Annotated in this window: 26 protein-coding genes and 1 other RNA gene; 15 read left to right on the top strand and 12 right to left on the bottom strand. The window is 63.3% G+C overall.

Annotated elements, in window-relative coordinates; translation table 11 throughout:
* Nucleotides 1-6: 6 nt before the first annotated feature.
* Complete coding sequence (locus AC1D10_RS19480) at nt 7-1,425, top strand: FAD-binding oxidoreductase (protein WP_477274655.1); 1,419 nt, start codon at nt 7-9, stop codon at nt 1,423-1,425.
* Entirely contained in the window at nt 1,426-1,983 is a 558-nt protein-coding gene (locus AC1D10_RS19485) for a hypothetical protein (protein WP_477274657.1), read from the top strand.
* Here the strand turns inward: AC1D10_RS19485 and AC1D10_RS19490 are convergent.
* Nucleotides 1,969-2,958 carry a Dyp-type peroxidase gene (locus tag AC1D10_RS19490; RefSeq protein WP_477274659.1) on the bottom strand — a complete coding sequence of 330 codons (990 nt, stop codon included), beginning with the start codon at nt 2,956-2,958 and terminating at the stop codon, nt 1,969-1,971. The two genes, AC1D10_RS19485 and AC1D10_RS19490, sit on opposite strands and share 15 nt — an antisense overlap.
* A gap of 133 nt (nt 2,959-3,091) precedes the next feature.
* Here AC1D10_RS19490 and AC1D10_RS19495 point away from each other — a divergent pair, with 133 nt between their 5' ends.
* Nucleotides 3,092-7,063, top strand: a complete 3,972-nt coding sequence (locus tag AC1D10_RS19495; protein WP_477274661.1) for an AsmA family protein — start codon at nt 3,092-3,094, stop codon at nt 7,061-7,063.
* A gap of 47 nt (nt 7,064-7,110) precedes the next feature.
* Here AC1D10_RS19495 and AC1D10_RS19500 read toward each other — a convergent pair whose 3' ends face one another.
* The 3 genes from AC1D10_RS19500 to AC1D10_RS19510 form a co-directional block, all read right to left on the bottom strand.
* Complete coding sequence (locus AC1D10_RS19500; protein ID WP_477274663.1) at nt 7,111-7,998, bottom strand: sigma-70 family RNA polymerase sigma factor; 888 nt, start codon at nt 7,996-7,998, stop codon at nt 7,111-7,113.
* A 26-nt stretch (nt 7,999-8,024) separates the two neighbouring features.
* Nucleotides 8,025-8,330: a hypothetical protein gene (locus AC1D10_RS19505; RefSeq protein WP_477274665.1), complete on the bottom strand. Its 306-nt coding sequence runs from the start codon at nt 8,328-8,330 to the stop codon at nt 8,025-8,027.
* A 121-nt stretch (nt 8,331-8,451) separates the two neighbouring features.
* A complete protein-coding gene (locus AC1D10_RS19510; RefSeq protein ID WP_477274667.1) occupies nt 8,452-8,883 on the bottom strand; it encodes a MarR family winged helix-turn-helix transcriptional regulator in 432 nt (143 codons plus the stop codon).
* Nucleotides 8,884-9,040: 157 nt separating this feature from the next.
* Here AC1D10_RS19510 and AC1D10_RS19515 point away from each other — a divergent pair, with 157 nt between their 5' ends.
* A complete protein-coding gene (locus tag AC1D10_RS19515; protein WP_477274669.1) occupies nt 9,041-10,843 on the top strand; it encodes a chloride channel protein in 1,803 nt (600 codons plus the stop codon).
* Here AC1D10_RS19515 and AC1D10_RS19520 read toward each other — a convergent pair.
* The 4 genes from AC1D10_RS19520 to AC1D10_RS19535 form a co-directional block, all read right to left on the bottom strand.
* Complete coding sequence (locus AC1D10_RS19520; RefSeq protein ID WP_477274671.1) at nt 10,840-11,058, bottom strand: ribbon-helix-helix domain-containing protein; 219 nt, start codon at nt 11,056-11,058, stop codon at nt 10,840-10,842. The genes AC1D10_RS19515 and AC1D10_RS19520 overlap by 4 nt on opposite strands.
* A 20-nt stretch (nt 11,059-11,078) precedes the next feature.
* The gene (locus tag AC1D10_RS19525; RefSeq protein ID WP_477274673.1) at nt 11,079-11,324 is read right to left on the bottom strand and encodes a DUF4169 family protein; all 246 of its coding nucleotides are present in this window, start codon (nt 11,322-11,324) and stop codon (nt 11,079-11,081) included.
* Nucleotides 11,325-11,339: 15 nt separating this feature from the next.
* Nucleotides 11,340-11,879, bottom strand: a complete 540-nt coding sequence (locus AC1D10_RS19530) for an SspB family protein (protein ID WP_477274675.1) — start codon at nt 11,877-11,879, stop codon at nt 11,340-11,342.
* A gap of 118 nt (nt 11,880-11,997) precedes the next feature.
* On the bottom strand, nt 11,998-12,687 hold the full coding sequence (locus AC1D10_RS19535; RefSeq protein ID WP_477274677.1) for a TetR/AcrR family transcriptional regulator: 690 nt from the start codon (nt 12,685-12,687) through the stop codon (nt 11,998-12,000).
* A 187-nt stretch (nt 12,688-12,874) separates the two neighbouring features.
* Here AC1D10_RS19535 and AC1D10_RS19540 point away from each other — a divergent pair, with 187 nt between their 5' ends.
* Complete coding sequence (locus AC1D10_RS19540) at nt 12,875-14,080, top strand: multidrug effflux MFS transporter (protein ID WP_477274679.1); 1,206 nt, start codon at nt 12,875-12,877, stop codon at nt 14,078-14,080.
* 42 nt (nt 14,081-14,122) lie between these two features.
* Here the strand turns inward: AC1D10_RS19540 and AC1D10_RS19545 are convergent, their stop codons facing one another.
* Together AC1D10_RS19545 and ssrA are read right to left on the bottom strand one after the other, a co-directional pair.
* Complete coding sequence (locus AC1D10_RS19545) at nt 14,123-14,674, bottom strand: AAA family ATPase (protein ID WP_477274681.1); 552 nt, start codon at nt 14,672-14,674, stop codon at nt 14,123-14,125.
* A 122-nt stretch (nt 14,675-14,796) separates the two neighbouring features.
* Nucleotides 14,797-15,156, bottom strand: a transfer-messenger RNA (tmRNA) gene (gene ssrA / locus AC1D10_RS19550).
* 167 nt (nt 15,157-15,323) lie between these two features.
* Here ssrA and AC1D10_RS19555 point away from each other — a divergent pair.
* Nucleotides 15,324-15,635, top strand: a complete 312-nt coding sequence (locus AC1D10_RS19555) for a DUF2853 family protein (protein ID WP_477274683.1) — start codon at nt 15,324-15,326, stop codon at nt 15,633-15,635.
* A gap of 228 nt (nt 15,636-15,863) precedes the next feature.
* Nucleotides 15,864-16,658: a thymidylate synthase gene (locus tag AC1D10_RS19560; RefSeq protein ID WP_477275011.1), complete on the top strand. Its 795-nt coding sequence runs from the start codon at nt 15,864-15,866 to the stop codon at nt 16,656-16,658.
* A gap of 40 nt (nt 16,659-16,698) precedes the next feature.
* Here AC1D10_RS19560 and AC1D10_RS19565 read toward each other — a convergent pair whose 3' ends face one another.
* The gene (locus tag AC1D10_RS19565; protein ID WP_095202217.1) at nt 16,699-16,908 is read right to left on the bottom strand and encodes a TOBE domain-containing protein; all 210 of its coding nucleotides are present in this window, start codon (nt 16,906-16,908) and stop codon (nt 16,699-16,701) included.
* Nucleotides 16,909-17,069: 161 nt separating this feature from the next.
* Between AC1D10_RS19565 and modA the strand changes: the two genes are divergently transcribed.
* The 4 genes from modA (at nt 17,070) to AC1D10_RS19585 (ending at nt 20,126) form a co-directional block, all read left to right on the top strand.
* Nucleotides 17,070-17,864, top strand: a complete 795-nt coding sequence (gene modA / locus AC1D10_RS19570) for a molybdate ABC transporter substrate-binding protein (RefSeq protein WP_477274685.1) — start codon at nt 17,070-17,072, stop codon at nt 17,862-17,864.
* Between the two features lie 25 nt (nt 17,865-17,889).
* Nucleotides 17,890-18,594 (top strand): molybdate ABC transporter permease subunit, encoded by a 705-nt coding sequence (gene modB, locus AC1D10_RS19575; RefSeq protein WP_379106844.1) that lies wholly within the window; start codon nt 17,890-17,892, stop codon nt 18,592-18,594.
* Nucleotides 18,591-19,703 (top strand): molybdenum ABC transporter ATP-binding protein, encoded by a 1,113-nt coding sequence (gene modC / locus AC1D10_RS19580; protein WP_477274688.1) that lies wholly within the window; start codon nt 18,591-18,593, stop codon nt 19,701-19,703. Before modB ends, modC begins: the two co-directional genes overlap by 4 nt.
* A gap of 81 nt (nt 19,704-19,784) precedes the next feature.
* On the top strand, nt 19,785-20,126 hold the full coding sequence (locus AC1D10_RS19585) for a winged helix-turn-helix domain-containing protein (RefSeq protein ID WP_477274690.1): 342 nt from the start codon (nt 19,785-19,787) through the stop codon (nt 20,124-20,126).
* Between the two features lie 13 nt (nt 20,127-20,139).
* Here the strand turns inward: AC1D10_RS19585 and cobF are convergent, their stop codons facing one another.
* The gene (cobF, locus tag AC1D10_RS19590; protein WP_477274692.1) at nt 20,140-20,913 is read right to left on the bottom strand and encodes a precorrin-6A synthase (deacetylating); all 774 of its coding nucleotides are present in this window, start codon (nt 20,911-20,913) and stop codon (nt 20,140-20,142) included.
* Nucleotides 20,914-21,059: 146 nt separating this feature from the next.
* On the opposite strand from cobF, the gene AC1D10_RS19595 reads away from it, so the two are divergent.
* The 4 genes from AC1D10_RS19595 (at nt 21,060) to hflC (ending at nt 24,817) form a co-directional block, all read left to right on the top strand.
* Entirely contained in the window at nt 21,060-22,064 is a 1,005-nt protein-coding gene (locus AC1D10_RS19595; RefSeq protein WP_477274694.1) for a DUF4424 domain-containing protein, read from the top strand.
* Nucleotides 22,064-22,582 (top strand): dihydrofolate reductase, encoded by a 519-nt coding sequence (locus AC1D10_RS19600; RefSeq protein ID WP_477274696.1) that lies wholly within the window; start codon nt 22,064-22,066, stop codon nt 22,580-22,582. The genes AC1D10_RS19595 and AC1D10_RS19600 overlap by 1 nt, the downstream gene beginning before the upstream one ends.
* Nucleotides 22,583-22,733: 151 nt before the next feature.
* Nucleotides 22,734-23,849 (top strand): FtsH protease activity modulator HflK, encoded by a 1,116-nt coding sequence (hflK, locus tag AC1D10_RS19605; protein WP_477274698.1) that lies wholly within the window; start codon nt 22,734-22,736, stop codon nt 23,847-23,849.
* Nucleotides 23,849-24,817, top strand: coding sequence for a protease modulator HflC (hflC, locus tag AC1D10_RS19610; protein WP_477274700.1), 969 nt, complete (start codon nt 23,849-23,851; stop codon nt 24,815-24,817). Before hflK ends, hflC begins: the two co-directional genes overlap by 1 nt.
* The last annotated feature ends 5 nt before the right edge of the window (nt 24,818-24,822 follow it).

Raw genomic sequence — 24,822 nt, forward strand, 5'->3', positions numbered from 1 at the left:
GAATTCATGGCTCTGAGCGACCTCAATCCGGTCGAGCGCAACGAGGAAGGCATCGCCGCGGTGCTCGGCATCCTCAAGCAAAGGCTCGGCGAGCGCTTCCAGACCGGCCAGGCGACCCGCGAGCAGCACGCCCACACCACCACCTATATCCCGACGCAGGCGCCGGACGGAGTCGCTTTTCCGGAGACGGCGGCCGAGGTGCAGGAGATCGTGCGCGCTTGCGCCGCGCATCGGGTGCCGGTGATCGCCTTCGGCGTCGGCTCATCGCTGGAAGGCCACACCAACGCACCGGGCGGCGGCATCTCGGTCGATACGTCGGGGATGAACCGCATCCTGGCGGTCAATCCACAGGATCTCGACTGCACGGTCGAACCCGGCGTCACGCGCGAGGATCTGAACCGGCATCTGCGCGACACCGGCCTGTTCTTTCCGATCGATCCGGGCGCCAATGCCTCGCTCGGCGGCATGGCGGCGACACGGGCGTCCGGCACCAATGCGGTGCGCTACGGCACGATGCGCGAGAACGTGCTGTCGCTGACAGCCGTCATGGCCGACGGCGAGACGGTGACGACCGGCAAGCGCGCGAAAAAGAGTTCGGCCGGCTACGATTTGACACGGCTGTTGATCGGCTCGGAAGGCACGCTCGGCATCATCACCTCGCTGACGCTGAAGCTGCAAGGCATCCCGCAGGCGATCTCCGGCGGCGTCTGCCCGTTTCCGAGCGTCGAGGCGGCCTGCAACGCCGTCATCGCAACCATCCAGATGGGCATTCCGGTGGCGCGCATCGAACTGGTCAACGCGCTGCAGATGCGGGCGATGAAGATCTATTCGAAGCTCGACTATCCCGAGAGCCCGTGCCTGTTCGTCGAATTCCACGGCAGCGATGCCGGCGTTGCCGAGCAGGCAGAGACCTTCGGCATGATCGCCGAGGAGAATGGCGGCGGCCCATTCCTGTGGACCAGCGTCGCCGAGGAACGGACGAAGCTGTGGAAGGCGAGGCACGACGCGTACTGGTCGTCGCTGACGCTGCGGCCGGGCGCCAAGGGGCTGTCGACCGACGTCTGCGTGCCGATCTCGCGCTTTGCCGAATGCGTCACCGAGACCGAAGCCGATATCGCAGAAATGGGATTGATCGCGCCGATCGTCGGCCATGCCGGCGACGGCAATTTTCACGTGCTGGTGCTGATGGACGTCGACGACCCCAAGGAGATCGCGCTGTCCGAAAAGTTCGTCGCGCGGCTCAACATGCGGGCGATCGCCATGGACGGCACCTGCACCGGCGAGCACGGGATCGGCCAGGGCAAGGTTGGCTTCCTGCGCCATGAACTCGGTCATGGCGTCGACATCATGCGCACGATCAAGCAGGCGCTCGATCCGCTTGATATCATGAACCCCGGCAAGATCCTGCCGGGCGTCGGCAGATAGATGTCGGCGGCCGAGACGCTTCTGCCGATCGAGGTGCCGCAATCGTCTGCTGGCGCTCCACTGCCCCACGTCTTCGCGGATGAACGCAGACTGCTCGTTGCCTATATCGTCAACATTCCAGATCCGTCATTCGATGGCACGAATCCGCGCTCGGTTTCGCCTGTAACGGGCAACCAGTCCGTCGCGATCCTGACGGCAGACCCTTATCTGGCATTTCAATTCGGCCCGCCGAACGACGAAGCCATCAGCGGCCACCGTCTTTACGCGCTGGGCTTGCGGTCCTACGGGTCATTCGAAGTTCTCAACTCCTCGTGGATCGCTTCCCTGGAGCGGGCAAATCGAGTTCATTCGTCCCACAAACCTGAAATGTTTTCAGACTACCGGCATTTTATCCTGACGTTCCACGATTCGACGCTGGAATTCATTGCCGAGAGTTTTTCGGCCAGCCTGCATGAGGGGGCGGTCTTGAGCGTTTTGATGGAAGCCGCCGGACATCAGGCGCCCATGCGCCAGGTCAAACCGGTTCGCTTACTCGACAGGCTGCTACGGCGCAGGTGATGGTGACTGCTCCAGCGTGCCCTGAACAAGTGTCTGCAGCATGGGGCGGGTTGGTGCGAAGAACGTTGTGCCGGTGTGCGGCGTGGAGAAATCGAGCAGCCGGTCGTAGGCGCCTGGCGGGTCACCGACATACATTCGCTGCAGCATCTTCTCGATCACCCAGAGATACCTGCTATAGCCGATAAAATAGGTTCCGAACTCCTGCCGCCCCGGCTGGCCGAAGGGCATGTTGTCACGCAGGATTTCGTGTTCATTGCCATCGGCATCCTCGATGGTGGCCAGCGACTTGTGCGACTTGCGCGGCGCGTCGTCATCATCGATTTCGATGTTGTCGATCTTGGTACGGCCGATGATCTCTTCCTGAACGGGCGTTGGCGTTCGCGCCCACGCATTGAGATCGTGCAGATATTTCTGGACGACGACATAGCTGCCGCCGGCGAAATCGGCATCCTCGTCGCCGACGAGCGCCGCGGCGGGCAGATCGAGGCCGGTCGGGTTGGCCGTGCCATCGACAAAGCCGAGCAGGTCACGCGCATCGAAATAGCGAAAGCCCGACACCTCGTCGACGACAGTCACCGTGGCACCAAGACTGTCGAGCAAAATGCGCTCGAACTCGAAGCACATGTCTGGGCGCTCGGACCGGATATGGAAGAGGAGGTCGCCCGCTGTCGACGGCGCCGAATGAACCGCTCCCTTGATCGGCGCAAACGGTTTCAGTTCGAGCGGCCTTCGGTCTGGACTGAGACGATCCCAGAGATCGCGGCCGATGCCGGCGATGCAGGACAGGCGGCCGGAAAGGTCGCGAAAGCCGACAGTCTTGACGAGATCGTCCAGTCCGCCGAGCACCGAGCCGACCTTGGCGAGCGCGCTCTGCTCGCTGGCGACGGTGACAACAAGAAAGGCCGCCGACAACGACAGTGGAGCGTCGACGCTCTGTGCGTCGATCGGCACGCGGTCCCAGTTCTTGCCCGACATCCGAAAACACTCCGCTTTTCCCGGATTTGTTTCAGATCATCCGACATCGCGCAACACTGGATGAATTGCCTCTTTATCGACACGCGGATGCGGGTAGAGTGCGGCAGAATTTCAATCAACTCGTTCGGAGCTGATGCTCGCACGCCTGTTCGTAATCTTTGGTGGCCTGTTTGTGCTGGTGCTGTGTGCGGCGCTGGTGGTGCCGTATTTTGTCGACTGGACCGGCTACCGCGCCGAGTTCGAGCGCGAGTCCAGCGCCATTCTCGGCCGCAAGGTGACCGTGCAGGGCGACGCCACGGCGCGGCTGTTGCCGTTCCCCTCGGTGACCTTCTCCGATGTCGCCGTCGCCGGTGGCCCGAATGGCCAGCCGGCGATGACCGTCGAGACGTTTTCGATGGATGCCGAGCTGGCGCCCTTCCTGCGCGGCGAAGTGCTGATCTTCGACATGCGGCTGGTGCGGCCGAAGGCGACCATCGATATTGCCAACAACGGCACGGTCGACTGGGCGATGCGGCCGTCCTCGCCCTTCGACCTCAACCAGATCTCGATCGAAAAGCTGACGGTGACGGAAGGGCAGATCGAACTGCGCCATGCCGCCGGTGGGCGCAGCCATCTCATCTCCGAGATCAACTCGACCATCTCGGCCAAGTCGCTGGCAGGTCCGTGGCGCATGGACGGCACGCTGCGGCTGGACGGCCTTCGCACCACGGTCGATGCCTCCACCGGCAAGGCCGAAGGCAATGGGCAGATGCGGCTTCGGCTGAAGGCCGATCCCGACGCCTATCCGCTGGTCATCGAGACCGACGGTAATGCCGGCATCGTCAACGGTGCGGCCGTCTATTCCGGCCAGTTCAAGATTTCCGGTGCCGACAAGAACAGCGGGGCGCTGCGCGGCACCGATGGCGAGACGGTGAAGGTCAGCGCCGGCAAGCCCGATCCGGGCTTTCGGCTGAACGGCAAGTTTTCGCTCGACCACCAGAGGCTCGGCGTCGACGAGTTCCGCTTCGAGACCGGACCGCTCGACAATCCCTACACGGCCGATGGCAAGGCCTCGGTCGATCTCGGGCTGAAGCCGAGCTTCGCCATCGAGGCGAGTGGCGCACAGGTGCAGTTCGACGCGGCGGTGGGCGCCGAGGCCGCCGCCGGGGCGACACTGGACCAGCGCATCGCAGCGCTCGAGCAAGCTTTGCACGAGCTGCCGAAGCCGACCATACCCGGAACCGTCGAGGTCAAGCTCCCGGCAGTGGTCGCCGGCGACACCACGGTGCGCGACGTTCACCTTTCCGCCGAGCCGACGGATGGCGGCTGGTTGGTGAAATCGCTCGCCGCGACACTGCCCGGCCGTACCACGCTGGAAGCCAACGGCATGCTCAGCGTCGAGGATCATTTCGGCTTCACCGGCTCGCTGCTGCTGGCGGTGGCGCAACCTTCCGGCTTTGCCGCCTGGCTGTCGAAGGATGTCGACGAGGCGATCCGCCGTCTGCCCGCCGCGGGCTTCAAGGCCAAGGTCGATCTCTCGGAAAAGCGCCAGGCCTTCAGCGATCTCGAACTGATCCTGGGCAAGGCGAAGTTTTCCGGCCGCATCGATTCCAGCCAGCCCGACGACGCCAAGCCATCGGTGCTGATGCGGCTCGAAGGCGGCGATCTCGATGTAGACGGGCTGGCGGCCTTCGCCTCGATCTTCGTCAGCGACAAGGGCGCCAACCGCTTTGCCGACCGCGACCTCGATTTCCAGATCAAGGCGGGGCCTGTCAGCGCCGGCGGCCTGACCGCCGACACGGTCGACACGGCGCTCAGGCTGCGCGACGGGCTGCTTGAAATCGACCGGTTGTCGGTCGGCGGGCTTGCCGGTGCCTCGATCAGCGCCACCGGCCGGATCAAGGATTTTCCAGCGAGTCCGACGGGTAAGCTCGATGCTTCGGTGGTCGCCGTCGATCTCAAGCCGCTGATCGACGTCGCGGCCCAGCATTATCGCGACAATGCGGTGCTGAACGGGCTGGCAAGCCGCGCCGCGGCCTATCCCGAGCTGTTCCAGGATGCGCGCGTCGACCTTGTGGCAAGTGCTGCCGACAATGGCGATGGCACGACCGGGCTGGCGGTGAGCGGACAAGGCAAGGCCGGCGGCTCTGCCTTTTCGGCGTCACTGTCGGGGAAGGGGGCTGCGGACAAGCTTCTCGAAGCGCCGGTGACGCTGACCTTCAACGCCAAGAACCCCGACGCCACCGCGCTGCTGGCGCTCTACGGCCTGCCGGCGCTGCCGCTCGGAATGCTGGGCGAGGCAAGCACGGACATCCAGGCCAAGGGGACGCTTGGCGGCGGCCTGGCGACAAGTTTCAGCCTTGCCGGCGACGACTTCAAGGCCGGTTTCGAGGGGACGCTCGCCGATACGTCGCAAGGCTTCGCCGCCAAGGGCAAGCTCAGCCTCGATGCCTCCGACATCGAGCCGTGGCTGATGACGACCGGCATCGGTCTGCCCGGCATGGGCGCCGGCATGTCGGCGTCGCTTTCGGCGCAGGGCGACTATGGCAACGGCCTGCTGGTGCTGGGCGATCTCAATGGCGCCCTCAACGAGGCGGCGGTGTCGGGTGATGTCAATGTCGACGTCAAGGACGGCGTGCCGCATCTGGCCGGCGCGCTGGCGCTCGACGAACTCGACCTCGATCCGATGGCGGTGGCGCTGTTCGGCGATTCCGCGTTCCTGAGGGACAAGATTGGCGGGTGGCCGGCTGCTCCGTTCAGTCAGAAATCCAGCCTGCCGTTCACCGCCGATCTCGACCTGACGACGGCCGCACTTGCCGCCGGTCCGTTCGCCACCGCCTATGACGCCAGCTTTTCGCTGAAGCTCGACCAGGAAGGCATCCGGGTTTCGGATCTCAAGGCGAAATTCCTTAATGGTGCGCTGACGGGCCTGTTCGAACTGAAGAACAATGACGGCACCGGGCTTTTCAGCGGCCAGATGAAACTGGCCGGCGCCGATCTGGCGAGCGTGCTGCCGGATGCCGGCATCAGCGGCAATGGCGATTTCTCGACGGCACTGTCGACCAGCGGCAAATCGGTCGACGGGATGGTGGCCGCCTTGTCCGGCTCCGGCACGGCGACGCTGAAGAGCTTGCAGGTCGCCGGCGTCAATCCCGATGCGTTCAGCGCGTTCCTCGCCAAGGCGGATGCGATCGGGCGCGACATCGATGCGGCCAAGACCGCCGGCTTCGCGCCGCAGATCGCCGCCGATGGCAGTTTTGCCGCCAAGGATAGCGACATCGCCTTCACGGTTGCCGGCGGCACGCTCAGGGCACCGCCGATCAGCTTGGAGAATCCGGCGGCGACCTTGTCCGCCGACATCACGGCCGACCTCAACGCAGCCATGGTTTCCGCCAAGGGCGCGATCACCTATCGGCCCGGCGACGAGGCGCTGGTCGGCTCCGAGCCGGTCGTGAATTTCACTGCCGAGGGGCCGTTCGGCGCCGTAAAGCGGCAGTTCGACAGCGAGCCGCTGGCGCAGTTCCTGACCCAGCGCGCGCTGGAGAGGGAACAACAGCGCGTCGAGGCAATGCAGGCGGCGCTGCTCGAAAAGCAGCGGCTGCGGCGCGAGGTGCGCTACTACGCGGCGCTGCAGGATGCGCGTGACAAAGCCGCCGAGGAACTTCGCCAACGGGAGGAAGCGGCGCGGCTAAAAGCCGAGGCCGACGCCAAGGCAAAGGCCGAAGCGGATGCGCAGGCCCAGGCTGAAGCCGACGCAAAGGCGAAAGCCGATGCCGAAGCAAAAGCTCAGGCCGACGCGGACGCGAAGGCCAAGGCCGATGCCGACGCCAAAGCAAAGGCGGATGCCGACGCCAAGGCTGCGGCCGAGCAGCAGGCCGCCGACGAGGCAGCCAAGGCGCAAGCCGACGAGGCAGCCAAGGCGCAAGCCGACGAGCAGGAGCGGCAGAAGGCGGAAGAGGCGATGCGCATCGCTTCGCAGGAAAAGGCCAGGCTCGAGGCCGAACGCAAGGCCGCGCAACAGGCTCCAAAGGGTGCGCCGTTGCCGGGGGTCAACTACAATCTGCCGCCGGCCAAGCCGAAGTCCAACCCGTTCACCATCGACAATCTGTTGAAGTCGTTGCAGTAGGCAGTAGCGCAGACCCTTCCCGTCGTTCAATCCGACGGGGCAATTGTTCAAAGAGGGGACATCTCGGCGCTGTCCGCGACGTAGCGGGCGTGACGAAAATCGCGAATGGCGGCAAGCCTGCCCTCCTGCCATCCCAGCAGCACAAAGTAGGACGGCCGCGCCGTAGGGTCGCCGGGATCGCAGACGAGGACTGCCGCCCGACCTTCGACGAAACCGGGCACGAAACGCCAATCCTCGACCCGCGAATAATTGTGGAAGTAGGTGCCCACTTGCTTGCGACCATACAGCCGCGTCCTGGCCACCAGCTCCAGCCGCACTTCGTCCGCCAGCATGTCGCGCACCGCGTCGAAATCGCGGGCGTTGAAGCGATCGATGTAGGCGTCGAGGAGCAGGCGTTCGGACGCACTCAGTCTGGGGGAAGGGCGATCCTCGGGTTCATCGGCGAGCTGGCGCAGGCGGCCGCGCCCACGGTGCAGCGCCGCCTTGATGGCGGGGATGCTGGTGTCGAGCATGGCGCCGATCTCCTGCAGCGAATAGCCCAGAACGTCCATCATGATGACGCTGCTTCGTTGTGCGACGGGCAGACGCATGAAGGTATGCAGGCCGGCGGCCGCGGCCTGACGGTCGACGGTGGGGTTGTCCGGGTCGACGATCATGTCCGGATCCTCATCGGAAAAGGCCTTTTCGCGGGCTCGCCGGCGCAGAAAGTCGAGCGCCGCATTGTGGGCGATGCGGAACAGCCAACCCTGCGGATTTGCGATCGGGCCGGCGTTGGGCAGGGCTTCGAACGCCTTGGTCAGGGCTTCCTGCAGCACGTCCTCACCGTCGATGACCGAGCCCGTCATGCGGGCGCAATAGCGGTGCAGCTTCGGGCGCAGTTCGCCGAACAGGCGATCGAAGGGCTCGCGGGTGCCGCCGGGAATGGGAATGTTCATGTGCGTTCCCGTGATGTCGTCGGCTCCTACCGGTCCAACATCCGATAGCTGCCCACCAAGGTCATTTCCTCGCGTTGTGGGCGTTCGATGCAACGATCCCTGAACCCATTCTGAAAGGCCTCGAATGCCGCCAGCCCGGTGATGAGGTCCGCATGGGCATCTGTTTCCGTTTCGACCAGATGGACAAAGGTTCCGTCGCCGGCCCGCAATGTCATGTAGCGAACGCCGTCCGGAGCTTTGTCGCCCAGCTCCTGGAAAACAGCCTTGACCAGCCGCTCGTTCTCGTCGGCCCGCTCCGGCTTTATCTTGTAGCGTATCAGATGGCGTTTCATCTTGGTTGTTCCTGTGATCCTATTTCGTCTTGCAGGCGCGCTCTTGTCCGAGACGTTCCCATGAAGCCAAAGGATTCGGGGTGCCGGGAAATAATTCGGCACCGCTGAGACGCGGGAGTGTTCACTCGCGGACGAGCAGGCGTTTCAGCATGGGTTCGATGCGTGACAGCTCGTCGAGATGCGCGGCCGACAGTTCGGCCAGGCAATCGTCGGCGCGCTCGGTCAGCCGCAGCAGCACGCGGCGATGGTCATCCTTATCCTGATCCCTTGCGACCAGTCCCGCCTCGCAAAGCCGGTTGACCAGCTCGACGGCGCTGTGATGGCGGATGCGCAGGCGCTCCGCCAGATCGCCAACCGTCACCGGTGCGCCGCCCGGGAATCCCTTGATTGCCAGCAGCGCCTGGTGCTGGCGCGGGGTCAGGCCGGCGTCTTCTGCCTGGATCTGGCTGAATTCGAGGAAGCAGCGGATCAGGTAGCGAAACTCGGACAGCCGCTGGTAGTCGGCGCGGCTGATGGCAGGGCGTGGTTTCTGTGGCTGCGTCATACCGGACATTTGTTCGTTTTCGGCAAAAGCTCAAACGGATTTCGAACAAAACCGGCTTGAATATTTATATCGTGTTACGATACATATTCAGCCGACAAAGCCGGCTGGACGCTTCGACCGTGCCGCATATCCGAGATCCAACTGCCGCCAGAAAGCAAAATCAGCCATGAAGTCCCATCACTCCAATCCCGGCCATCTCAGGGATTTCACGACCGACGCCAGGGTGCTGCTCGTCGCCGCCATCGCCGTGGTGGTGGCGACGGCAGGGCTGTTTGCCGGCATCGCGCTTTTGAAATTGATCCGGCTCGCCACCAACATTGCCTATTTTGGCCAGTTCACGCTTGCAGATATGAAACTGCAGGACACGCCGCTGGGCTATGCCTCTGTCGTCGTCCCGGTGATCGGGGCGCTGCTCATCGGCCTGATGGCGCGCTTCGGCAGTGAGAAGATTCGCGGCCACGGCATTCCCGAGGCCATCGAGGCGATCCTGCTTGGGCGTTCGAGGCTCGACGCCAAGGTTGCGATACTGAAGCCGCTGTCGTCGGCAATCTCGATCGGTTCCGGCGGACCATTCGGTGCCGAAGGTCCGATCATCATGACGGGCGGCGCGATCGGCTCGCTGATCGCGCAGATGCTGCCGGTCAGCGACAATGAACGCAAGACGTTGCTGGTGGCGGGTGCGGCAGCGGGCATGACCACGGTCTTCGGAACACCGATCGCCGCCATCATGCTGGCGGTCGAATTGCTGCTTTTCGAATGGACCCCGCGCAGCTTCATTCCCGTGGCGGTCGCGGCAATCATTGCCGAGGTCGAGCGGACGGTGCTGCATATGCCCGGGCCGATCTTTCCGTTTCAGGGCGGCATGCAAGTGTCCTTTGTCGGCCTTGCCGGCTGGGTCTCGATCGGTGTTGCGGCCGGCCTGCTGTCGGGGCTGCTGACGCAGATGGTCTATGCCTGCGAGGACGGCTTCCAGAAGCTGCCCATTCACTGGATGTGGTGGCCGATGCTTGGCGGCCTGGTGGTCGGCATAGGCGGGCTGATCGAACCACGGGCGCTCGGCGTCGGCTATGACAACATCGCCGACATGCTGGATGGTCGCACATTCGCCACGGCGGCACTGACCCTGTTGGTGGTGAAGGCCATCATCTGGTCGGCTGCACTGGGTTCGGGGACGTCCGGAGGCGTGCTGGCACCGCTGCTGATCATGGGCGGCGCAATGGGAGCAGTGCTTGCCGGCGTTCTGCCTGCCGCGGATCCGGGCTTCTGGGCGCTGCTGGCGATGGCCGCCACCATGGGCGGCACGATGCGCGCGCCGCTGACCGCGACCTTCTTTGCGGTCGAGCTGACCGGCAACACACATATGCTGGTGCCACTGATCGCGGCCTGCGCGGCGGCGCACGCCGTCACTGTGCTCCTGATGAAGCGGTCGATCCTGACCGAGAAGATCGCCAGAAGGGGACACCATCTGGTTCGCGAATATCGTGTCGATCCCTTCGCCTTGACCAGGGTGCGCGAGGTGATGACCTCAAAGGTCGAGAGCGTGCCGGCGAACATGACCCTGCATGGCGCGGCGGCATTCCTGACCGCGCCTGAAACGCGGCATCCGAGTTTTCCCGTAGTCGACGAGAACGGGCATGTGCTCGGCCTCATCGACCCGCCGGCGATCCTGCGCTGGAGACGCGTCGGCAGGCACCGCACCACGACGCTTGGCGAACTGCTGGCCGGCAGCAAGGTGACGCTGGCCTATCCGGATGAATACCTGGAAGGTCTCTCCGACAAGCTTCTGATGGCCAATGTGTCCCATCTGCCCGTCGTCACCCGGGACGACTTGCAACTGGTCGGCTATGTCGGCTGGAAGGATCTGATGCGTGTGCGGTCGAGAAAACAGGCCGAGGATCGCGATCGCTCGACCTTGCTTGGCTTCGGCACCAGACGCCGGAAAAAGGCAGACGCTCTCGAGGGGCTCTAGGCGCCGCGCTTTGCCCACTCCAGGACGAAGAGCCGGAGAGCCGAGGACAGGTTGGTATCGCGCGGGCGCGTCTCGTCGACTTCGGCGACAAGAGCGGCGAGCGTCAGCTTTCTGGCCGCCGCGATCGTGACGAGATCGTCGTAGAAGGGCTTTTCCAAGGAGTAGCTGGTGCGGTGACCGCGAATGGTCACCGAGCGCTTTTCGACCGCGCTCACCGCAGAACGCTCATTTTGCTCTAAGCATCGGATTCATCCGAAAAGCGCTGTGCACTTTTCGGTCCGACGCTCTGGCTGTCTTTGTCGCCAAAGGGTTCGCGTCGGTGGCCGGCGACGAATTTGTCGCTCTTGTCGGCGGTCATGCGGTCACGTTCCTTTTCGGCCTTGGAACGGCCGTGCAGGGCCCGGTTCTGCCCGGCGACGCGCACCTTCTCGTCCCGCGCCTTCTGCTTGCGGGCCTGGCGGAGATTGACGATATCGGCCATTGCGCGAAACGTGGATTATTTCTTGCGGAAGGCGTCGAGCGAGACCACTTCGGCGCCCTTGGTGGCGGCGGCGTCGGCAGCAGCGGGCTTCTTCTCCGACTCGGCGGCGGCCTTCTTCTCGGCCTTCGGCTTTTTCTCGGAGACGACGGTCAGCGGCTCCGGCGAGGCCTGGGCGACTGGTTCCTCGGCTGCCCCGTCCGTCTTAACGTCGAATTCGAGCTCGAAATTGACCGAGGGATCATAGAAGCCGCGCACGGCCGAGAACGGAATTTCGAGTTTCTCCGGCACGTCGGAGAAGGACAGACCAACCTCGAAGCCGGTGTCGGTCACCTTCAGGTCCCAATACTGGAACTGGATGACGATGGTCATCTGCTCGGGATAGCGCTCGCGCAGCCGCGACGACACGCGCACGCCCGGCGCGCCGGTCAGGAATGTGATGAAGAAATGGTGGTTGCCGGGGAGGCCGGTGCGCGCGACTTCGGCCAGCACCTTGCGCATGACGCCGCGCAAGGCCTCCTGGGCCAGAATGTCGTAGCGGATGTGGTCGTCGGCCATGTGGCGGTCGGGTTCCGTTGAATCGTCCGCATACCTGTAATCAAGCTTGAGGGCGGCGTAAACCGCATATAGATCACCGCCGCACCGAGGCGAGCACTATTGCCAACGATTTGATCGTTCAGGCGCTGGCCAGTGCGGTTTGCTTTTCCACCGAGGCAACAGACCGCCGCTTGCCGAAGGCACGCAGGAAGGTGCGCACGCCATTTGTCGCTGATTGCAGCACTTCGTCCTCGCGCGGCGTGCCGCCGAGCATGAAGGTCGTCTGCAGTTCGGCATTGACGAGGCCGAGGAACTGGCGTGCCGCGACGTCGGGATCCTCGATCGCGAGATAACCGCCATAGGCCAGCCGTGCGAAGCGCGCGGCGATTGCCGGCAATGTCCGGCCCGGGCCCTGCTCGAGCCACTCGGCAAACAATTCGGGATAGCGCTCGCCTTCGGTCTGGATCAGCTTGCGCAGGAATTTTCCATCGCGGTTGCAGATGCAGTTCTGGTTCAGGCGCACAGCAAAGCCGATCAGATCGACTTCGAGGTCCTTGGGCTGATCGGGGAAGGTGGCAATGGTGGCGAAGATACCGGCATTGCAGCGTTCGGTCAGGTCACGAACCACGGCGATGAACAATTTCTCCTTGTCGCCATGATGGTTGTAGACGGTCTGGCGCGAGACGCCGGCCTCGGCCGCGATCAGATCGATGTTGGCGCCGGCGAAACCTTCGCGGCAAAACACGGCAGCTGCCGAGTCGACGATCGATATGCGCTTGGCCTCATGGCCGCGTGGCGGGAAAGTGTCAGGAGAAACGGGCAGCTTCATGGAAATCTATATAGAGGTGATTGACGAATTAGACAAGAGTGTCTAAATTTGTGGACATAGCTTGAAGAGATTTCGCTCCGGGAAGACGAAGAGAATTCGCTCTCGGAAGTCGGAATTTCAGGGGATGGAACGTCCTTGGGTTACCCGTCGACTGCGGCGGCAACCAGATTCGAAAGAAGCCTTGATCATGAGTCCCAAATTCCTCCGCATCGCGGTCGTGCTCGGCCTGTTGTCCGCCATCGGCCCGTTCGCCATCGACATGTATCTGCCCGCGCTGCCGTCGATCGGCGCGGATCTGCACGCTGGCACCGCTGCCGTGCAGATGAGCCTGTTGATCTTTTTCCTGTCGATGGGCTTTGGCCAGATCGTCGTCGGGCCGATCTCCGACATGGTCGGCCGCAAGCTGCCGCTCTATGGCGGTCTTGCGCTGTTCATGGTTGGCGGCATCGGTTCGGCAATGGCGCCGACCATTGAATGGCTGATCGCCTTCCGCTTCCTGCAGGGCCTTGGCGCCAGCGCCGGCATGGCGGTGCCACGCGCCATCGTGCGTGACCTGCACACCGGCACTGAAGCCGCCAAGCTGATGTCCTTGCTGATGCTGGTGTTTTCGGTGTCGCCGATCCTGGCGCCGCTGACCGGCAGCGTGATCATCGAGAGTTTCGGCTGGCGCGCCGTGTTCTGGACGGTGACCGGAGCTGCACTGCTGGCGACCATCCTTCTGGCGACCTCGCTCAAGGAGACGCGGCCGGTGGAAGAACGCGCCGGTTCCTCCTTCGGCACGGCGTTGTCCGCCTACCGCTTGCTGATGGGCGACCGCAACTTCCTCGGGCTGACGGCGATCGCCGGCTTCGGCATTGCCAGCTTCTTCGTCTACCTGTCGAGTTCGTCGTTCATCCTGATCGACCATTACCGTCTGTCGCCGTCGGTCTACAGTGTGTTCTTCTCGATCAACGCGGTAGCCTTCATCGGCATGTCGCAGCTGACGGGACTGCTGTCCGAGCGCTTCGGGCTGCGACGCGTGGTTCGTGTCGCGGTGACCGGCTATGCGACGACCATGGTGGTGCTGTTTGCGGTGATGGCGACCGGCGTCGACCGGCTCGACGTGATGGCGGCTTTGCTGTTCGTCGGCTACGGCTTCCTCGGCCTGGTCATTCCGACCACCTCGGTGCTGGCCATGGAAGAGCATGGCGAGATCGCCGGCACCGCTTCGGCGCTGATGGGTACTCTGCACTTCGGTATCGGCGCGCTCGCCATGGGCGTCGCCGGCGTGTTCTTCGACGGGACGCCGCTGCCGATGGTCGCCGGCATCACGCTTTGCGCAGTGATTTCCTTCACGCTGGCCAAGTTCACGCTCGGCCGTGCGCGCGAAGCCGTCGAGGCACCGGCGGAATAAGCAATCGAAATCAAGGAGAACACCGGGCTTGCCCGGCCTTTTTCATATTAATCCTGCCTCGGTCAGCACAAAGCGCAGCCGCGTCTCGACCGGCGCCAAGGGCAGCGGGGCCAGCTCATAGCCCAGTTCGGTGTAGGTCTTGACCAGCGCATGGTAGGTGCGCTCGGCCTCGTCGAGCGTCTGCTTTCTTTCGGCATCCTGCGTAAAGATGTCAGGCCAGGGTGGGGCTATGAAGACGCGTCTGGCATAGCGGAAGCGTTCGGCGGCATGCATGACGTGCTCGGAAACCGGCAGGTCGGTCAGGCGCAAATAACCAAGCGTGTCCGGCACGCCGCGATCGAAGAAGACCGGGCCTGTCTGCTCGCGCGCGGCCTGATAGGAGCGCATCTCCCACGACAGCATCAACTCGGCAAACAGCGCGCGATCGCGCCAGGGCAGGGCAGTCCCACCTATGGCGGACTGGTCGCGGATGATGCCGCGGCCGGCTTCGAGCGAGGTGGCAAAGCCTGACTGGCACAGGGCCTCAATCAAGGTGGTCTTGCCGGAACCCGGACCGCCGGTCAGCACGAAGAATCGATCGGAATCGTTTTGCATCTTTGTCCAGGGAGGGAGGGGTGCACGCGCGCGGGATCTTCGTGGTCTTCGCGGCCCGAAAGACGCGCAAAGGCTGGCCAGCGGGAACTGCCATTGCGCGTGACACATAGTGAAGGAGGAGAAGTGGAGGTTTCTGTTGCCAGGTACCTCCGAACCCCGCCTAGAAGTGCGAACCCCTAGGGCTTGAATTGAAGCTATCGCACCGCTTACGCGGCGAGACGTGCTTCCGCATAGTTGTCATTTGCAACTACAGGTTTAGCCCGATGACGGTGGTACCATGCCGGGCAAAAGTACGATCTTTACACCTTCGTCGATCCTATTTCGCCCCCAGCAAGAACCGCCCTGTCGTCAGCAGCGGCTTTTGGTGGAGGCGCCGGGTACCGCCCCCGGGTCCGAACGGCTTATTTCATCGCCCATTTATCGCCATAGTCGGTCAAGCCGACAAAACGAATATAGGGGGACATCGCACGAAATGAAAGGCCGCATTGGCACTTTGTCCGTCGCCAAAACCGCGTCGCCAAGGGTTGACTTGGGGGCGGTCTCAACCGAAGCTTTGCAACGGTGAGGAGTTACCGACCTAGCGCAGGGTTGCAGCAGCGCGCCACAGTCCTCATCGATCGGATCCGTGGCGCCGACGAGGGGAATTGTGATGGCCGACTATCTTGCAGACGTGAAGAAGTACGACGCCGCGGCAAGCGCCGACGTGGTCGACAAGATCGTGAAGCACCTGGGCATTGCGCTCAGGAACCGCGATTCCTCGCTGGTGTCCTGCACCGATCCGAAGGAACTCGACCGCGTCAAGGCGGGTTGGGTTTCGAAGAAGCTCGGCGTCACTGACGACAAGAAGGCCGACGCGTCGATTGAGAAGGCCTGCAAGGCGATGGCCGCCGACAACACCAAGAACCGGGTGACTTTCTATTATCTGGTTGCGAAGGATCTGGGCAAGCTCGGCTCCCTCTGAGACCTCTGATAACTCACGTCTGGCGGACGACCGGCGCGGTTTTCTGTGCTTCCGGTGCTAACGTGCTTCAAAGTACGTCCAGCTTCGGTTCTAGAAAACCACACATTCGGCTCGCCAGGGCGAATTCTGCAAAGTCTCCACTGCCAGGATGGGGAAGACTTCAGACAAGCGTGGCGACAGCCCAGACATGCGCTATGATTGGTGAAATATCGAATCGAGCCGGAACCGATGCGCCAATATCTCGACCTCTTGCAGCATGTGCTGGACAATGGTGCCGATCGCGGCGACCGCACCGGCACCGGCACACGCTCCGTGTTCGGCTATCAGATGCGCTTCGACCTGGCGCGCGGCTTCCCGGTCACCACCACAAAGAAGCTGCACCTGAAGTCGATCATCCATGAACTGCTGTGGTTCCTGGCCGGTGACACCAACATCAAGTACCTCACCGACCATGGCGTTTCGATCTGGGACGAATGGGCCGACGAGAATGGCGACCTCGGCCCGGTCTACGGCAAGCAGTGGCGCTCCTGGCCGGATGGCCATGGCGGTTCCATCGACCAGATAACGAATCTTCTGAAGGAGATACGCCGGAATCCTCAATCGCGGCGGCTGATCGTTTCAGCATGGAATCCGGCCGAAGTGGAAGCCATGGCGTTGCCGCCGTGCCACTGCCTGTTCCAGTTCTACGTTTCGGAAGGGCGGCTTTCCTGCCAGCTCTACCAGCGCTCAGCCGATATCTTCCTCGGCGTGCCGTTCAACATCGCTTCTTATGCGCTGCTGACGCTGATGGTGGCGCAAGTGACCGGGCTGAAGCCGGGCGATTTCGTCCACACGCTTGGTGATGCCCACCTCTACTCGAACCATTTCGAACAGGCACGCGAGCAGCTGCGGCGCACGCCGAGGGTGCTGCCGACGATGTGGATCAACCCCGAGGTGAAGGACCTGTTCGCCTTCCGCTTCGAGGATTTTCGGCTGGAAAACTACGTCGCTGATGCGTCGATCAAGGCGCCTATCGCCGTCTAGAGCCCGCCGATTAGCGCGCCCTTCGAAAACCAGGCACCGATCAGTCGATGCCGACCATCACGTCCGAAGCCTTGACCACGGCATAGGCCTGCTTGCCCTTTTCGAGCTTGAGGTCAGCGACCGCCTCATTGGTGATCGAGGCGGTGACGATGGCGCCTCCACCAATGTCGATCCTGACATGCGAGGTGGTGGCTCCCTTGACGATCTCGGTGATCGTTCCCTTGAGGATGTTGCGGGCACTGATCTTCATCGGAGTTCCTTTTTCAAGGTTTCTTTGCCCGTCTTACCAGAACAATCGACGTCGAACAGACGTTTTCGCGGGGCACCGGGTCTTCCCTTGTTATATTCATGCGGATATATCGGTCGACAGGCTTCGAGCCGACCGGATTTCAAACCCAGGGAGAGTTTTCCATGACGCGCAAAGGTTTCGGATTGAGAGCGATCGCCCTTGGCGGTTTGACGGCGACGCTGATGGTGGCAGTGCCGGCCGCGCATGCGCAAGACAAGGTGGTCGTGTTTGCCGCGGCCAGCCTCAAGGACGCGCTCGATGCGGTGAACAAGGCCTGCGAGGCCGATGTCGGCGAAGCCGCGACCGTCTCCTACGCCGCAAGTTCGGCACTGGCCAAGCAGATCGAAGGCGGGGCGCCGGCGGATGTCTTCATTTCTGCCGACCTCGACTGGATGAAATATCTGTCCGACAAGAAGCTGACCATGCCGGATACCGAAGTGAAGCTGCTCGGCAACGAGATCGTGCTGGTGGCGCCGAAGGACTCGACGGTTGAAACCAGGATCGAGAAAGGCTTCGACCTGGCCAAGCTGATCGGCGACGGCAAGCTGGCCATGGGTGATGTCAAGGCGGTGCCGGCCGGCAAATACGGCAAGGCGGCGCTTGAATCGCTCGGTGTCTGGTCGTCGGTCGAGGGCAAGGTGGCACAGGCCGAGAATGTGCGCGCGGCGCTGAAGCTGGTTTCGACCGGCGAAGCGGCCCTCGGCATTGTCTACGCCACCGACGCGCATGCCGAAAAGGGCGTCAAGGTGGTCGGCACCTTCCCGGAGGATTCGCATCCGCCGATCATCTACCCGGTTGCCCAGACCGCCGATTCGAAGGACAAGGATACGCCGGCTTTCCTGAAATGCCTGCAGTCGGCCAAGGCTGGCGCGCTGTTCAAGGATCAGGGTTTTACTGTCCTGACGCCGAGCAACTGAGTTCGAAAGGGCCTGATATCGCAATATGAACTGGCTGCTGGACCTCACTCCCGATGAATGGAATGCGGTCCGGCTGTCGATCAAGGTGGCGACGGTGGCGATGGTCGCCAGCCTGCCGCCCGGCATATTGATTGCACTGGTGCTTGCCCGAGGACAATTCTGGGGCAAGACGCTGCTCAACGGCCTGGTGCATCTGCCGCTGATCCTGCCGCCAGTGGTGACGGGCTATCTGTTGCTGCTCACCTTCGGCAAGCGCGGCCCGGCCGGCGCCTTCCTGGCGGAGCATTTCGGCATCGTCTTCTCGTTTCGCTGGACAGGCGCCGCATTGGCTTGCGGCATCATGGGTTTTCCCCTGATGGTGCGGGCGATCCGGCTGTCGATTGAGGCGGTCGACCGCAAGATGGAGGCGGCGGCGGGAACGCTCGGCGCCAACCCTCTGTGGGTGTTCGCCACGATCACGCTGCCGCTGATCCTGCCCGGGCTGATTGCCGGTGCGATCCTGTCCTTCGCCAAGGCGATGGGCGAGTTCGGGGCGACCATCACCTTCGTCTCCAACATCCCCAACGAGACGCAGACGCTGCCGTCGGCGATCTATACCTTCACGCAAGTGCCAGGCGGTGATGAGGGCGCGCTCCGGCTGACGCTGATCTCTATCGTCATCTCGATGGCCGCACTGGTCGCGTCGGAAGTGCTGGCGCGGCGTGTCGGCAGGCGGATGGACATCGAATGACGGTTCTCGTCGACATCAGCCATCGCCTCGGCGACTTCAGCCTCGACGTCCGCTTCGAGAGCGCCGGGCGGCTGACGGCGCTGTTCGGACCCTCGGGTTCCGGCAAGACGACGGTGATCAACATGATCGCCGGGCTGATCCGACCCGACAAAGGGCGCATCGAGGTCGATGGCCGCGTGCTGGTCGACACCAATACCGGCATATTCGTGCCGAAACACAAGCGCCGCATCGGCATGGTGTTCCAGGATGCGCGCTTGTTTCCGCATATGAGCGTGGCCGGCAATCTGCGCTATGGCCGCTGGTTCACGCCGCCAGCGCAGCGCTACGCGGATATGGATGCCGTCGTCGAACTGCTCGGCATCGGCCCGCTGCTGGACAGGCGGCCGGCAAAGCTCTCGGGCGGCGAGAAGCAGCGTGTGGCGATCGGCAGGGCGTTGCTGACCAGCCCCGGATTGCTGCTGATGGACGAACCGCTGGCCTCGCTCGACGAGGCGCGCAAGGCCGAGATCCTGCCCTATATCGAACGCCTGCGCGACGAGACGAAGACCCCGATCGTCTATGTCAGCCATTCCGTAGCAGAGGTGGCGCGGTTGGCCACCGACGTGGTGACGCTGGCGCAAGGTCATGTCATCGCCAGCGGCCCGACCGATGCGGTGATGCAGAGGCTCGACCTGCTGCCGGTGGAGGAGCGCGGCGAGGGTGGCGCCGTGCTGGACACCAGGGTGCTGCGTCATGACGAGACTTTTGGCATGACCGTGCTCGGCTCGGCCGCCGGCGAGATCCGGGTGCCGCGGCTGGTGGCGAAGACAGGCGCGCCGGTGCGCATCCGTATACGCGCCCGCGATGTGATGATCGCCACCGAAGAGCCGACCGGCCTCAGCGCACTCAACATCCTGCCGGGCACCATTACTGCGATAAGCCCCGGTGAGGGCCCCACGGTCGAGGTCGGCATCGACTGCAACGGCGTAGTCGTGCTTGCCCGCATCACCGAGCAGTCGCGGCACACGCTGAAGCTTCAACTCGGCGGCAAGATTTTCGCTGTGGTCAAGACGGTGAGCTTCGACCGGGCCAACACTGGCGCCGGCCTGCCCCTCGAAGCGCACGGATGATCATCGCTATGTTTTTTTGGAATAGCGGTATCGCTGGAGAGCTTCTAAGATGGGATCGGGCGTGACCGCGGAGGACAAAAAATGCCGTCGCTGAGCTTGCGGATAAATCTCGATCCCGACGGGCGCATCGGCCCGGGCAAGATCGAGCTGCTGGAACAGATCGCCGCCTTCGGCTCCATCTCGGCCGCCGCGCGCGGCATGGAAATGTCCTACAAGCACGCCTGGGACCTGGTCGAGGACATGAACCGGGTGTTCGGCAAACCGCTGGTCGCGGCGCAGACGGGTGGCCGCAAGGGCGGGGGTGCGCACCTGACGGCGGTGGGTCTTGCGGTGGTCAGCCGCTTCCGCGCCATCGAGCGCGCGGCGGCCGCGGCGGCTGCAACGCATATGGAGGCGTTGCAGTCTGAAATCGACGGCGGGTGAGAGAGCGGGTGCTCTATTCCTCCGGCTCGCCAGGCTTGCGCAGCATATAGGTGTCCATGATCCAGCCCTTTTGCCGGCGGGCTTCTTCGCGGACCTTTTCGATCTCCGCGCCGACATCACCGATCCGGCCGGAGAGAAGGATCTCGTCCGGCGTGCCGAGATAGGCACCCCAATGGATGACGACATCCTTGTCGGTCAGCACGTTGAAGGCGCATTTGCCGTCGAGCATGACGACGGTGCTGCCGGCATTGTCGGCCAAGCCTTCCTGGGTGAGACGGCGCCCCGTGGTGATCAGGATGGAATCGCCAATGCGGTTCAGCGCCATTTTGTGGCTGGCGGCAAGCGCCTGGACAGCGGTGATGCCGGGTATCACCTCCAGCTCGAACGCGACATTGCCTCTCAGGCGCACGCGCTCGAGGATGCGCAATGCGCTGTCGTAGAGCGAAGGATCGCCCCAGATCAGGAAGGCACCGCAGCCGTTCTGCGCAATCTCGTCGCGGATAAGGTCTTCGTAGATCGTGGCGATGGCCTCGTGCCAATCGTCCACGGTCGAGCGGTAGGAGGGCGCCGGCTCGGCACGCACCGGCACGTCGAATTCGACGCGGCGTGATTTCGGGTTGCTAACGAAGCGGTCGCAGATCTGGCGACGCAGGTCGGCAAGGTCGTTCTTTTTCTCCCCCTTGTCGGGAATGAACAGCACGTCGGCCTGGTTCAGGCCGTTTATGGCCTGAACGGTCATATGGTCGGGATTGCCGGCGCCGATGCCGATGACGAGAAGCTTGCGCATGGAGCGAACTCCTGCCCGATCGGAACCTGTTAGTCCAGACCGCTTGGTCCAGACCCCCTTTGGCGCGCCCGCGGATGCGGAAGGGCTTTGAAACGCCACGTTGAACCGGCTAGGGTCATGTGGGCATTCTGGCCGAGGGGGCTTCCATGTTGCGATATGTTCTGACTGCAGCGCTGGCCCTTTCAGCCGTGCCTGCTTTCGCCAATGATTCGGTTGCCGAGCTTGGCACTGGCGGCCTGATCCTGTCGCGCAGCGATGCCGTGTCGATGCAAAGCGAGGACCTCTTCATCTCGCCGGAAAAGGTGACGGTCGACTACGTCTTCCACAACAACACCGACAAGGATGTCGATGCGATCGTCGCCTTCCCGATGCCGGATATTTCGGGCGATCCCGAGGAGATGCCGGCGATTCCGGAAAATCAGAGCGATAATTTTCTCGGCTTCGAGGTGACGATCGACGGCATCGCGGCCAAGCCGCGGCTCGAGCAGAAGGTGTTCGCGCTCGGCATCGATATCGGTGCCGACCTGAAAGCGCAGAATGTGCCGTTCAACCCGTTTGGCGACGCGGCAAAGGCCGCATTGGCAAAGCTGCCGCAAGCGGTGGCCGACGATTGGGTCAACCGCGGCATCATCATCGACGACAGCGGCGGCTCGAAACCCAACTATGCGCCATTCTGGCAATTGCGTTCGACCTATTGGTGGCGCTCGACCTTTCCGGCTAACAAGGACGTTCATGTCTCGCACCGCTACAAGCCGAGCGTCGGCGGCACGTCTTCGGTCAGCTTTTTCTTCGACGGCCAGTTCCAGGGCCAGTACGCCACCTACAAGACCCGCTACTGCATGGACGATACTTTCGAGAACGCGGTGCGCAAGGCGGCGAAGGATGATCCCGAGGGCTATCCCAGTTACAACGAAAGCCGCATCGCCTATATCCTGACCACCGGCGGCAACTGGGCGGCGGGTACCATCGGCAAGTTCAAGCTGACGGTCGACAAGGGCAAGCCGAAAGCCCTGGTCTCGTTCTGCGGCGACAATGTCAAAAAGGTCGGGCCAACCACCTTCGAGATGACGGCGGACGATTTCTATCCCGAGCACGACATCGACATCCTGCTGCTCGATCCAACGGACAGCGATAACGGGGATGGCAACTGATGTACGTCGCAATCTATGTCGCCATCGCCGAAAACGGCGTGATCGGGCGGGACGGCGGGCTGCCGTGGCGGCTGTCCACTGATCTCAAGCGCTTCAAGGCGGACACGATGGGCAAGCCCATCATCATGGGCCGCAAGACCTATGAAGGCATCGGCCGGCCGCTGCCGGGCAGGTTGAACATCGTGGTGACCCGCGACAAGGCCTGGCGCGCCGAAGGCGTCGAGGTCGTGCATTCGCTCGAAGCCGCGATCCAGCTGGCTACGGTGCGCGGGCGCTGCATGGTCGGTGTGGACGAGGTCTGCGTCATCGGCGGCGGCGAAATCTACGCCCAGGCGCTGCCGCTCGCCGACCGGCTGCATGTCACCCATGTGCTGGAAACGGTCGATGGCGATGCGCATTTTCCGCCGATCGACGCGAATTCCTGGCGCGTTGTCAGCTCGCAGGAGGTGCCGGCCGGGGAAAAGGACAGCCACGCAACGCGCTATTCGGTTTACGAGCGACGCCGCGACGTGCATTGAAAGAACGACAAAGGGTCGCGACCGGACCAAATCGAACGAAGTCGGCAACGCATCGCGTTGAAAGCGCCTCGTGGCGTCCCTATAGAAGTATCACACTGGATTTCGCGCCGTAGCATCGGCGCTTGAGGGAATTCCAAGCGAAAGGACATTCATGCCCTGGAACGACAAAAGCGGCGGTGGCGGCGGCCCATGGGGCGGCGGCGGCAACAATCAGGGACCCTGGGGGCAGGGACCAAAGGGACCGAGCGGCCCGCAGGGCTCGCCTCCCGATCTCGAAGACATCATCCGCCGCGGCCAGGACAGGTTGCGGCGCGCCCTGCCGGGTGGCGGTGGCGCAAGCCCGGCCATTTTCGGGCTGATCGCGGCAGCACTTGTGGTGCTGTGGGCGTTCCAGGCGGTTTACACCGTGCAGCCCGACGAGGTCGCGGTTGAACTGCGCTTCGGCAAGCCGAAGGCCGAACTGTCGCAGCCCGGCCTGCATTTCCATTGGTGGCCGCTCGAAACCGTCGAAACGGCCAAGATTTCCGAACAGCTCGTCGACATTGGCGGCGGCAACACCAGCGGCAATGGCTTGATGCTTTCGGGCGACCAGAACATCGTCAACGTCCAGTTCTCGGTGGCCTATCAGGTCTCCGACCCCCGGGCCTATCTGTTCGACGTCTCAGATCCCGACGGCATGCTGCGGCAGGTTGCCGAAAGCGCGATGCGCGAAGCCGTCGGCCGCCGGCCGGCACAGGACATCTTCCGCGATGACCGCCAGGGCATCGCAGCTTCCGTGCGTGAGATCATCCAGACGACGCTGGACGGCTACAAGGCCGGCCTCAACATAAACGCCGTCTCGATCGAGGATGCAGCACCGCCACGCGAGGTGGCCGATGCGTTCGACGAGGTGCAGCGCGCCGAGCAGGACGAGGACAAGTTCGTCGAGCAGGCCAACCAGTATTCCAACCAAAAGCTCGGCCAGGCACGCGGCGAGGCCGCACAGGTTCGCGAAGACGCGGCCGCCTACAAGAACCGGGTCGTGCAGGAAGCCGAAGGCGAGGCGCAGCGCTTCATCTCGGTCTATGACGAATATGCCAAGGCGCCGGATGTGACACGCAAGCGCCTCTATCTGGAAACCATGGAGAGGGTTCTGAAGGATTCGAACAAGGTGATCGTCGAGCAGGGCAACGGGCAAGGGGTCGTCCCCTATCTGCCGCTGCCGGCATTGCAGCCGAAAGCGCCGGTACCGGCCGCGCCTGTTGGCACTACGGGAGGTAACCAGTGATGGCCAATCGTCTCCCCATCATCGCCGTCGCCGCGGCCGTCATCCTGTTCCTGCTCTATTCGTCGGTGTTCGTGGTCAATGCGCGCCAGCAGGCGCTGGTGCTCAGGTTCGGCGAGATCGTCGACGTCAAGAGCGAGCCCGGCATCTACTTCAAGGCGCCGTTCTCGTTCTTCGACGCCGATACGGTGCAGTTGATCGAGAACCGGGTGCTGCGCTTCGACCTCGACAACATCCGCGTCCAGGTGTCGGGCGGCAAGTTTTATGAGGTCGATGCCTTCATCGCCTATCGCATCTCGGATCCGCGCGTCTTCCGTGCCGCCGTGTCCGGCCAGATCGAACTGGCCGAAGCCCGGCTCAGGACGCGTCTCGACGCTGCCTTGCGCCGCGTCTACGGTCTGCGCGATTTCGAGGCCGCACTCTCCGAACAGCGTGCCGTGATGATGCGTGAAGTCCGCGATCAGCTCCGGCCCGACGCCACGTCGCTCGGCCTGCAGATCGAGGATGTCCGTATCCGCCGTACGGATCTCACGGCCGAAGTCTCACAGCAGACCTTCGACCGCATGAAGGCGGAACGCCTGGCAGAGGCTGCGCGGCTGAGGGCACGCGGCAACGAAGCGGCACAGCGCATCACGGCCCGTGCCGATCGCGAAGTGGTCGAGATCGTCGCCGAAGCGCAGAAAGAGTCGGAAATCCTGCGCGGCGAGGGCGAAGCCCAGCGCAGTGCCACCTTCGCGGAAGCCTATCAGCGCGATCCGGCCTTCTTCGATTTTTACCGGTCGATGAACGCCTATGGCACGGCGCTGGACAACACCGGCACGACGATGTTGCTGTCGCCGAACTCGGAGTTCTTCCGCTTCTTCCGCGATCCCGACGGCAAGGAGGGACCGGCGAAGCCGGTTTCGCCCGCGCCAGCCGCTCCGGCGACGGCACCCGCCGCGCCGGCGGCACAGCCCAGCACCGGCCAATAGCGGTC

This window comes from Mesorhizobium sp. P2_A8 (assembly GCF_056404935.1).

Coding starts and splice junctions, on each gene's coding strand:
- AC1D10_RS19555 (WP_477274683.1), top strand. CDS start 15,324: ATGGCCGACTATCTTGCAGACGTGAAGAAGTACGACGCCGCGGCAAGC.
- AC1D10_RS19540 (WP_477274679.1), top strand. CDS start 12,875: ATGAGTCCCAAATTCCTCCGCATCGCGGTCGTGCTCGGCCTGTTGTCC.
- AC1D10_RS19600 (WP_477274696.1), top strand. CDS start 22,064: ATGTACGTCGCAATCTATGTCGCCATCGCCGAAAACGGCGTGATCGGG.
- AC1D10_RS19495 (WP_477274661.1), top strand. CDS start 3,092: ATGCTCGCACGCCTGTTCGTAATCTTTGGTGGCCTGTTTGTGCTGGTG.
- AC1D10_RS19490 (WP_477274659.1), bottom strand. CDS start 2,958: ATGTCGGGCAAGAACTGGGACCGCGTGCCGATCGACGCACAGAGCGTC.
- cobF (WP_477274692.1), bottom strand. CDS start 20,913: ATGCGCAAGCTTCTCGTCATCGGCATCGGCGCCGGCAATCCCGACCAT.
- AC1D10_RS19585 (WP_477274690.1), top strand. CDS start 19,785: ATGCCGTCGCTGAGCTTGCGGATAAATCTCGATCCCGACGGGCGCATC.
- AC1D10_RS19530 (WP_477274675.1), bottom strand. CDS start 11,879: ATGGCCGACGACCACATCCGCTACGACATTCTGGCCCAGGAGGCCTTG.
- AC1D10_RS19515 (WP_477274669.1), top strand. CDS start 9,041: ATGAAGTCCCATCACTCCAATCCCGGCCATCTCAGGGATTTCACGACC.
- AC1D10_RS19535 (WP_477274677.1), bottom strand. CDS start 12,687: ATGAAGCTGCCCGTTTCTCCTGACACTTTCCCGCCACGCGGCCATGAG.
- modC (WP_477274688.1), top strand. CDS start 18,591: ATGACGGTTCTCGTCGACATCAGCCATCGCCTCGGCGACTTCAGCCTC.
- AC1D10_RS19545 (WP_477274681.1), bottom strand. CDS start 14,674: ATGCAAAACGATTCCGATCGATTCTTCGTGCTGACCGGCGGTCCGGGT.
- AC1D10_RS19505 (WP_477274665.1), bottom strand. CDS start 8,330: ATGAAACGCCATCTGATACGCTACAAGATAAAGCCGGAGCGGGCCGAC.
- hflC (WP_477274700.1), top strand. CDS start 23,849: ATGGCCAATCGTCTCCCCATCATCGCCGTCGCCGCGGCCGTCATCCTG.
- AC1D10_RS19500 (WP_477274663.1), bottom strand. CDS start 7,998: ATGAACATTCCCATTCCCGGCGGCACCCGCGAGCCCTTCGATCGCCTG.
- AC1D10_RS19485 (WP_477274657.1), top strand. CDS start 1,426: ATGTCGGCGGCCGAGACGCTTCTGCCGATCGAGGTGCCGCAATCGTCT.
- modA (WP_477274685.1), top strand. CDS start 17,070: ATGACGCGCAAAGGTTTCGGATTGAGAGCGATCGCCCTTGGCGGTTTG.
- AC1D10_RS19480 (WP_477274655.1), top strand. CDS start 7: ATGGCTCTGAGCGACCTCAATCCGGTCGAGCGCAACGAGGAAGGCATC.
- AC1D10_RS19560 (WP_477275011.1), top strand. CDS start 15,864: ATGCGCCAATATCTCGACCTCTTGCAGCATGTGCTGGACAATGGTGCC.
- AC1D10_RS19595 (WP_477274694.1), top strand. CDS start 21,060: ATGTTGCGATATGTTCTGACTGCAGCGCTGGCCCTTTCAGCCGTGCCT.
- hflK (WP_477274698.1), top strand. CDS start 22,734: ATGCCCTGGAACGACAAAAGCGGCGGTGGCGGCGGCCCATGGGGCGGC.
- modB (WP_379106844.1), top strand. CDS start 17,890: ATGAACTGGCTGCTGGACCTCACTCCCGATGAATGGAATGCGGTCCGG.
- AC1D10_RS19525 (WP_477274673.1), bottom strand. CDS start 11,324: ATGGCCGATATCGTCAATCTCCGCCAGGCCCGCAAGCAGAAGGCGCGG.
- AC1D10_RS19565 (WP_095202217.1), bottom strand. CDS start 16,908: ATGAAGATCAGTGCCCGCAACATCCTCAAGGGAACGATCACCGAGATC.
- AC1D10_RS19510 (WP_477274667.1), bottom strand. CDS start 8,883: ATGTCCGGTATGACGCAGCCACAGAAACCACGCCCTGCCATCAGCCGC.